General features: G+C 66.1%; 1 protein-coding gene. It reads left to right on the top strand.

Annotated elements, in window-relative coordinates; all coding sequences use genetic code 11:
• A partial coding sequence (locus tag AC07VS_RS28860) for an adenine nucleotide alpha hydrolase family protein (RefSeq protein ID WP_494752704.1) occupies window positions 1-289 on the top strand: 289 nt, incomplete at both ends.

Raw genomic sequence — 289 nt, 5'->3', positions numbered from 1 at the left:
ATGCCAGGAGACCCTGCGCACGGCCATGGCCATCGGCGCCGACCGGGCCATCCTGGTCGAAACCCCTGCTGATCTTGAACTGCAGCCCCTGGCGGTGGCCAAGCTCCTGAACGCCCTGGTGGCCAAAGAGCAGCCGGGCCTGATCATCCTGGGCAAGCAGGCCATTGACGACGACGCCAACCAGACCGGCCAGATGCTGGCGGCTTTGGCCGACCTGCCCCAGGCCACCTTCGCCAGCAAGGTTGAAGTGGCGGGCGACAAGGTCAACGTCACGCGTGAAATCGACGGC

This window comes from Curvibacter sp. GW821-FHT01G03 (assembly GCF_059422285.1).
This window is presented reverse-complemented; position numbering and strand designations above follow the sequence as displayed.